This is a genomic window from Streptomyces triticisoli, assembly GCF_003270085.1.
GTDB classification, from domain to species: Bacteria; Actinomycetota; Actinomycetes; order Streptomycetales; family Streptomycetaceae; genus Streptomyces; species Streptomyces triticisoli.
Genome location: NZ_QFDQ01000183.1, coordinates 1 through 7,975, shown reverse-complemented (window position 1 = coordinate 7,975; position 7,975 = coordinate 1). Strand labels below are relative to the sequence as shown.

At 70.2% G+C, this 7,975-nt stretch carries 6 protein-coding genes; 5 read left to right on the top strand and 1 reads right to left on the bottom strand.

All coding sequences use genetic code 11. The annotated features are described in order from the left end of the window. Positions 1–63: 63 nt before the first annotated feature. A complete protein-coding gene (locus DEP02_RS24380) occupies positions 64–1,032 on the bottom strand; it encodes a heme o synthase (RefSeq protein WP_198668566.1) in 969 nt (322 codons plus the stop codon). 347 nt (positions 1,033–1,379) lie between these two features. Here DEP02_RS24380 and tkt point away from each other — a divergent pair, with 347 nt between their 5' ends. From tkt to pgl, 5 genes are read left to right on the top strand one after another with little or no spacing between them, the layout of a single operon-like run. Then, complete coding sequence (gene tkt, locus DEP02_RS24370; RefSeq protein WP_112469831.1) at positions 1,380–3,467, top strand: transketolase; 2,088 nt, start codon at positions 1,380–1,382, stop codon at positions 3,465–3,467. Between the two features lie 34 nt (positions 3,468–3,501). Further along, the gene (gene tal / locus DEP02_RS24365) at positions 3,502–4,620 is read left to right on the top strand and encodes a transaldolase (protein ID WP_112469830.1); all 1,119 of its coding nucleotides are present in this window, start codon (positions 3,502–3,504) and stop codon (positions 4,618–4,620) included. A gap of 5 nt (positions 4,621–4,625) precedes the next feature. Continuing rightward, entirely contained in the window at positions 4,626–6,164 is a 1,539-nt protein-coding gene (gene zwf, locus DEP02_RS24360) for a glucose-6-phosphate dehydrogenase (protein WP_112469829.1), read from the top strand. Then, on the top strand, positions 6,161–7,147 hold the full coding sequence (opcA, locus tag DEP02_RS24355) for a glucose-6-phosphate dehydrogenase assembly protein OpcA (RefSeq protein WP_112469828.1): 987 nt from the start codon (positions 6,161–6,163) through the stop codon (positions 7,145–7,147). The genes zwf and opcA overlap by 4 nt, the downstream gene beginning before the upstream one ends. 38 nt (positions 7,148–7,185) lie before the next feature. Further along, entirely contained in the window at positions 7,186–7,926 is a 741-nt protein-coding gene (gene pgl / locus DEP02_RS24350; RefSeq protein ID WP_232839264.1) for a 6-phosphogluconolactonase, read from the top strand. Positions 7,927–7,975 lie beyond the last annotated feature (49 nt).

Sequence of the window (7,975 nt, the reverse complement as noted above, 5' to 3'; positions counted from 1 at the left end):
GGGCGGGGCGGGTGGCCTTGACCACCCGCCCCGCCCGGAGACCGTATGGAACGCGCAGGGACGTCAGCTCAGGAACGGGTCCACAGCCACCGCCACGAACAGCAGCGAGACGTAGGTGATGGACCAGTGGAACAGCCGCATCTCCTTCAGCTTCGCGCCCGTCACCTCGGCCTTGGCCCGGTTCTGCAGGGCGTGCGCCTCCCACAGCCACCAGCCGCCCGCCGCGAGCGCCACCGTCGTGTAGAACCAGCCGGTGTAGCCGAGCGGGGTCAGCAGCAGCGAGACCGCCACCATCACCCAGCTGTAGACCACGATCTGCCGGGCGACCACCTTGTTGGAGGCGATGACCGGCAGCATCGGCACGCCCACGCGCGCGTAGTCCTCACGGACCTTCATCGACAGCGGCCAGTAGTGCGGCGGCGTCCAGAAGAAGATGACGAGGAAGAGGATGACCGGCGCCCAGTCCAGCGAGTTGGTGACCGCGGACCAGCCGATCAGCACCGGCATGCAGCCGGCGATGCCGCCCCACACGATGTTCTGCGCCGTGCGCCGCTTGAGGATCATCGTGTAGACGACGACGTAGAAGAGGAGCGCTCCGAGCGCCAGCCACGCCGACAGCCAGTTGACGGTGAGGCCGAACAGCAGCGTGGAGACGACCGCCAGCGCGATCCCGAAGACGAGGCACTCGCGCGGGCTGACCATGCCGGTCACCAGCGGCCGCTGCGCGGTGCGGTCCATGAGCGCGTCGATGTCCCGGTCGATGTACATGTTCAGCGCGTTGGCGCCGCCCGCGGACAGAAAGCCGCCGACGCAGGTGAGCAGCACCAGCGTCAGGTCGGGCACACCCTGCTGCGCCAGGAACATCACCGGAACCGTGGTGATCAGCAACAGTTCGATGATCCGCGGCTTGGTCAGCGCCACGAACGCCTTGACACGGGCCCCGAACGGCCGACGGCTCGACTTCTGGCTCGCATCGAGCACGCCCGCTGGACGGGATTCGACGGCTGTCACGCACACCCCTGACAGAGACATCCCAGCGAGCCCCGGCCGTGTGAATTCACGGTGAAAAGCTCGCGCGTACCACGCCACTGTAGACGTTGCCCAGATCCGGACATTCGCGGGGGTGGGGTCGTGTTGGCGCGGGCCCTTGTCTAGCTCGATTGAGCGATCGGGTGAACGGCTGCGTATTGAGTTGCCGAACGCCGTCCCGGCCAGTCCGAAGACGGATAGTGAACAGTCCCGGCAGTCTGGATCGACTCGAAAAGACGCACGTCCTTACGGGGGTAGGCTCGACAAAGGCCCGCCGACGCCGAAAACGCCGGCAGCCGGTGCGCGTGACGTACCTGCATCCGACTTGTGGAGAGGAGCCCTGACCCAGGGTGAGTACCAAGCCGACCACCACAGACCTCGAGTGGACCGAGTTGGACCAGCGTGCGGTGGACACCGCACGCCTCCTGGCCGCCGATGCCGTACAGAAGGTCGGCAACGGCCATCCCGGCACGGCGATGAGCCTGGCTCCCGCCGCCTACACCCTCTTCCAGAAGGTGATGCGGCACGACCCGTCCGATCCGCAGTGGGTGGGGCGCGACCGCTTCGTGCTGTCCGCCGGCCACTCCTCCCTGACCCTCTACACCCAGCTGTACCTGGCCGGCTTCGGTCTGGAGCTGGACGATCTCAAGTCCTTCCGGACCTGGGGCTCCACGACGCCGGGCCACCCGGAGTACGGGCACACGGCAGGCGTGGAGACCACGACCGGCCCGCTCGGCCAGGGTGTCGCCAACGCGGTGGGCATGGCGATGGCCGCCCGCTACGAGCGCGGTCTGTTCGACCCCCAGGCGCCGGCCGGCGAGTCCCCGTTCGACCACTTCATCTACTGCGTCGCGGGGGACGGCTGCCTGCAGGAGGGCATCTCGGCGGAGGCGTCCTCGCTGGCCGGTCACCAGAAGCTCGGCAACCTGGTCCTGCTGTGGGACGACAACCACATCACGATCGAGGGCGACACCGAGACGGCCGTCTCGGAGGACGTGGTCAAGCGGTACGAGGCCTACGGCTGGCACGTGCAGCGCGTGGAGCCGAAGGAGAACGGCGACCTCGACCCGCAGGCGATCTTCGCGGCGATCGAGGCGGCCAAGGCCGTCACCGACCGGCCGTCCTTCATCGCCATGCGCTCGATCATCGCCTGGCCGGCCCCGAACGCGCAGAACACCGAGGCCTCGCACGGCTCGGCGCTGGGCGAGGACGAGATCGCGGCCACCAAGCGGGTCCTCGGCTTCGACCCCGAGCAGCACTTCGAGGTCTCCGACGAGGTGCTCGGCCACACCCGGCAGGCCGTGGAGCGCGGCCGGCAGGCCAGGGCGGAGTGGGAGAAGTCCTTCCGGGCCTGGCGCGAGGCCGATGCCGAGCGGGCCGCCGAGTACGACCGCGTCGCCGGGGCGGAGCTGCCCACCGGCTGGGACGAGAAGATCCCGGTGTTCGAGGTGGGCAAGGGCGTGGCCACGCGCGCGGCCTCCGGAAAGGTGCTCCAAGCCCTCGGCGAGGTGATCCCGGAGCTGTGGGGCGGCTCGGCCGACCTGGCCGGCTCGAACAACACGACGATCGACAAGACGTCGTCGTTCCTGCCCGAGGGCAACCCGCTGCCGGAGGCCGACCCGTACGGGCGCACGATCCACTTCGGCATCCGTGAGCACGCGATGGCCGCGGCGATGAACGGCATCACGCTGCACGGCAACACCCGCGTCTACGGCGGCACCTTCCTGGTGTTCTCCGACTACATGCGCAACGCGGTGCGCCTGTCGGCACTGATGCACCTTCCGGTGACGTACGTGTGGACGCACGACTCCATCGGTCTGGGCGAGGACGGCCCGACCCACCAGCCGGTCGAGCACCTGGCCTCGCTGCGGGCCATCCCGGGCCTGAACATCGTCCGCCCGGCCGACGCCAACGAGACGGCGGTCGCCTGGCGCGAGATCCTGCGCCGCTGGACCAAGGAGTTCGGCAAGGGCACCCCGCACGGTCTGGCCCTCACCCGCCAGGGCGTGCCGACGTACGAACCGAACGACGACGCCGCGCGCGGCGGTTACGTGATGTTCGAGGCAGAAGGCGGCGATGCGCAGGTCGTCCTGATCGCCACCGGCTCCGAGGTGCACGTGGCGGTCGAGGCGCGCGAGCGGCTGCAGGCCGAGGGCGTCCCCACGCGGGTGGTGTCCATGCCGTCCGTGGAGTGGTTCGAGGAGCAGGACCAGGGGTACCGGGACAGCGTGCTGCCGCCGGCCGTCCGGGCGCGTGTCGCGGTCGAGGCGGGTGTCGGGCTGACCTGGCACAAGTACGTGGGGGACGCCGGCCGGATCGTCTCCCTGGAGCACTTCGGTGCTTCGGCCGATGCCAAGACCCTCTTCCGCGAGTACGGCTTCACCGCCGAGAACGTGGCCGCCAAGGCCCGGGAATCCCTCGCCGCCGCCCAGCGCTGACGCCCATATACGACATGTAGGAGATGCATTTTCCATGACAGACGCACTCAAGCGCCTCTCCGACGAAGGCGTCGCGATCTGGCTGGACGACCTGTCGCGCAAGCGGATCACGTCCGGCAACCTCGCCGAGCTGATCGACCAGCAGCACGTCGTGGGCGTCACCACCAACCCGACGATCTTCCAGAAGGCGATCTCGCAGGGCGACGGGTACGAGCAGCAGCTCTCCGACCTGGCCGCCCGCCGGGTCACCGTCGACGAGGCCATCCGCATGCTCACCACGGCGGACGTCCGGGACGCCGCCGACATCATGCGCCCGGTCTTCGACGCCACCGACGGCCAGGACGGCCGGGTCTCCATCGAGGTCGACCCGCGCCTGGCGCACGACGTCAAGGCGACGGTCGCCGAGGCCCGCCAGCTGGCCTGGCTGGTGGACCGCCCCAACGCGCTCATCAAGATCCCGGCCACCCGGGCGGGTCTGCCGGCGATCACCGAGACCATCGCCAACGGCATCAGCGTCAACGTCACGCTGATCTTCTCCCTCGAGCGCTACCGCGCGGTCATGGACGCCTACCTCAGCGGCCTGGAGAAGGCGCGTGAGAAGGGCCTGGACCTGTCGAAGATCCACTCGGTGGCGTCGTTCTTCGTCTCCCGTGTGGACACCGAGATCGACCGGCGCATCGACGAGCTCGGCACCGACGAGGCCAGGGCGCTGCGCGGCAAGGCGGGCGTGGCCAACGCGCGCCTGGCCTACCAGGCGTACGAGGAGGTCTTCGGCTCCGACCGGTGGAGCGCGCTGGAGCGGGAGGGCGCGAACAGGCAGCGTCCGCTGTGGGCGTCGACCGGGGTGAAGGACAAGGCGTACAAGGACACCATGTACGTCGAGGAGCTGGTGGCGCCGAACACGGTGAACACCATGCCGCAGGCCACCCTGGAGGCCACCGAGGAGCACGGCGAGATCCGCGGCGACGCCGTCAGGGGCACCTACGAGCAGGCCCGCGCCGACCTGGACGCGCTGGAGAGGCTCGGGATCTCCTACGACGACGTGGTCCAGGTCCTGGAGGACGAGGGCGTCGAGAAGTTCGAGACGTCCTGGAACGACCTGCTGAAGTCGACCGAGGCGGAGCTGGAGCGCCTCGCCCCCGCGGAGGGCTGAGAACCTTGGCTCCCCTTTCCGTCACCGGGGCGAACCCGCTCCGTGACCCCGCCGACCGACGGCTCCCGCGTATCGCGGGGCCGTCGGGCCTGGTCATCTTCGGTGTCACGGGCGACCTGTCGCGCAAGAAGCTGATGCCCGCCGTCTACGACCTCGCCAACCGGGGTCTGCTGCCACCGGGCTTCTCGCTGGTCGGCTTCGCCCGCCGCGACTGGGAGAACGAGGACTTCGCCCAGGTGGTGCACGACGCCGTCAAGGAGCACGCGCGCACACCGTTCCGCGAGGAGGTCTGGCAGCAGCTCCTCCAGGGGATGCGCTTCGTGCAGGGCACCTTCGACGACCACGACGCGTTCGAGCGGCTGCGCGGGACGATCGAGGAGCTGGACAAGGCACAGGGCACGGGCGGCAACTTCGCCTTCTACCTGTCGGTGCCGCCGAGCTCCTTCCCCGTCGTCATCCAGCAGCTGAAGAAGCACGGTCTGGCCGACCAGACGTCCGGCTCCTGGCGGCGCGCGGTCATCGAAAAGCCGTTCGGTCACAACCTGAAGTCGGCCGAGGAGCTCAACAAGGTCGTGCACGAGGTCTTCGCCCCGGACCAGGTCTTCCGCATCGACCACTACCTGGGCAAGGAGACCGTCCAGAACATCCTGGCGCTGCGCTTCGCCAACACGATGTTCGAACCGATCTGGAACCGGTCCTTCGTGGACCATGTGCAGATCACCATGGCCGAGGACATCGGCATCGGCGGCCGGGCCGGCTACTACGACGGCATCGGCGCCGCCCGGGACGTCATCCAGAACCACCTGCTGCAGCTGCTCGCGCTGACCGCGATGGAGGAGCCCGCCTCCTTCGACGCGGACGCGCTGGCCGCGGAGAAGACCAAGGTGCTCGGCGCGGTGAAGCTGCCCAAGGACCTGGGCAGGTCCACGGTGCGCGGACAGTACGCGGCCGGCTGGCAGGGCGGCGCGAAGGTGATCGGCTACCTCGACGAAGAGGGCATCGACAAGCAGTCGAAGACCGACACCTACGCGGCCGTCAAGCTGGGGATCGACAACCGCCGCTGGGCGGGCGTCCCCTTCTATCTGCGCACCGGCAAGCGGCTGGGCCGCCGGGTCACCGAGATCGCGGTCGTCTTCCAGCGGGCGCCGCACTCCCCCTTCGACACCTCGGCCACCGAGGAACTCGGGCAGAACGCCATCGTCATCCGGGTCCAGCCGGACGAGGGCGTCACCGTCCGCTTCGGCTCCAAGGTGCCGGGCACGTCGATGGAGATCCGGGACGTGTCGATGGACTTCGCCTACGGCGAGTCCTTCACGGAGTCCAGCCCGGAGGCGTACGAGCGGCTGATCCTGGACGTGCTGCTCGGCGACTCCAACCTCTTCCCGCGCACCGAGGAGGTCGAGCTGTCCTGGAAGATCCTCGACCCGATCGAGGAGTACTGGGACAAGCACGGCAGGCCCGCGAAGTACGCGTCGGGGACGTGGGGGCCCACCGAGGCGGACGAGATGCTCGCACGAGACGGACGGAGCTGGCGCCGGCCATGAAGATAGACCTGACCGACACCACGTCCAGCAAGATCAACAAGGCGCTGGTGCAGGGTCGCCGTGCGATCGGCACTCCGGCCGTCGGCATGGTGCTCACCCTTGTCATCGTCACCGACGAGGAGAACGCCTACGACGCGCTGAAGGCCGCCGGCGACGCCTCGCGCGAGCACCCCTCGCGCCTGCTGCTGGTCATCAGGCGGGTCTCGCGCACGCTCCGCGACCGTACGGCCTCGCGGCTGGACGCCGAGGTGCGGGTGGGCGCGGACGCGGGCACCGGCGAGACGGTGGTGCTGCGGCTGTACGGCGAGGTCGCCGACCACGCCCAGTCGGTGGTGCTGCCGCTGCTGCTGCCCGACGCGCCGGTCGTCGTGTGGTGGCCGGTGAACGCACCGCGGGATCCGGCCAAGGACCCGCTGGGCGCCCTGGCGCAGCGCCGGGTCACCGACACCTACACCTCCGAGCAGCCGGTGCAGGAGCTCTCGGCGCGCGCCCAGGCGTACACGCCGGGTGACACGGACCTGTCGTGGACCCGGATCACGCCCTGGCGTTCGATGCTGGCCGCCGCCCTCGACCAGGTCACCTGCGAGGTGAAGGCCGTGGAGGTGGAGGGCGAGGAGCTCAACCCGAGCTGCGAGCTGCTGGCGATGTGGCTCGCGGACCGGCTGGACGTGCCGGTGAAGCGCTCCCGGTCCGCCGGGCCGGGGCTGACCGCGGTCCGCCTGGACACCAGCTGCGGCCCGATCGCCCTGGACCGGGCCGACGGCCGCCTGGCGATCCTGTCCATGCAGGGGCAGCCGGAGCGCGCGGTGGCGCTGAAGCGGCGCGAGACGGCCGAGTTGATCGCGGAGGAGCTGCGCCGGCTGGATCCGGACGACACCTACGCCTCGGCGCTGAAGTTCGGCGTGGAGAGGCTGAACGCTCCCCCGGCACCCGCGAAGGAACCGGTCGCGGTGCCCGTACCGAAGGAGAAGGCGACGAAGTGAGCACCCCGCAGCTGGTCGTTCACCGGGACAAGGAACTGATGGCGCAGGCCGCCGCGGCCCGGCTGATCACCCGGATCGTGGACGCACAGGCGTCCACGGGCTCGGCGTCCGTGGTCCTCACCGGCGGCCGCAACGGCAACGGCGTACTGGCCGCGCTGGCGGCCGCACCCGCCCGGGACGCGATCGACTGGGGCCGCCTGGACCTGTGGTGGGGTGACGAGCGGTTCCTGCCGGAGGGCGATCCCGAGCGCAATGTCACCCAGGCCCGCGAGGCCCTGCTGGACTCCGTGCCCCTGGACCCCGAGCGCGTGCACGCCATGCCCGCGTCGGACGGCCCCCACGGCGCGGACGCGGAGGCGGCGGCGGAGGCCTACGCCCAGGAGCTGGCCCGCGCGGCCGGCCCCGAGAACCACGGCGCGGTCCCCACGTTCGACGTCCTGATGCTGGGCGTGGGCCCGGACACCCATGTGGCGTCCCTCTTCCCGGAGCACCCCGGCGTACGGGAGACGGAACGCACGGTCATCGGCGTGCACGGCTCCCCGAAACCGCCCCCCACCCGTATCTCCCTCACCCTCCCCGCCATCCGCTCGGCCCGCGAGGTCTGGCTGCTGGCGGCGGGCGAGGACAAGGCGAACGCGGTGGCCATGGCCCTCTCGGGCGCGGGCGAGATCCAGGCCCCGGCGGCAGGCGCGTACGGCCGAGCCCGCACCCTGTGGCTCCTGGACACACCGGCGGCCTCGCAGCTGCCGAGGTCGCTGTATCCGCCGGCGTCGGCGTAGAAGCACGAAAAAGGCGGGTGGGCGGAGACTCCTGAGTCTCCGCCCACCC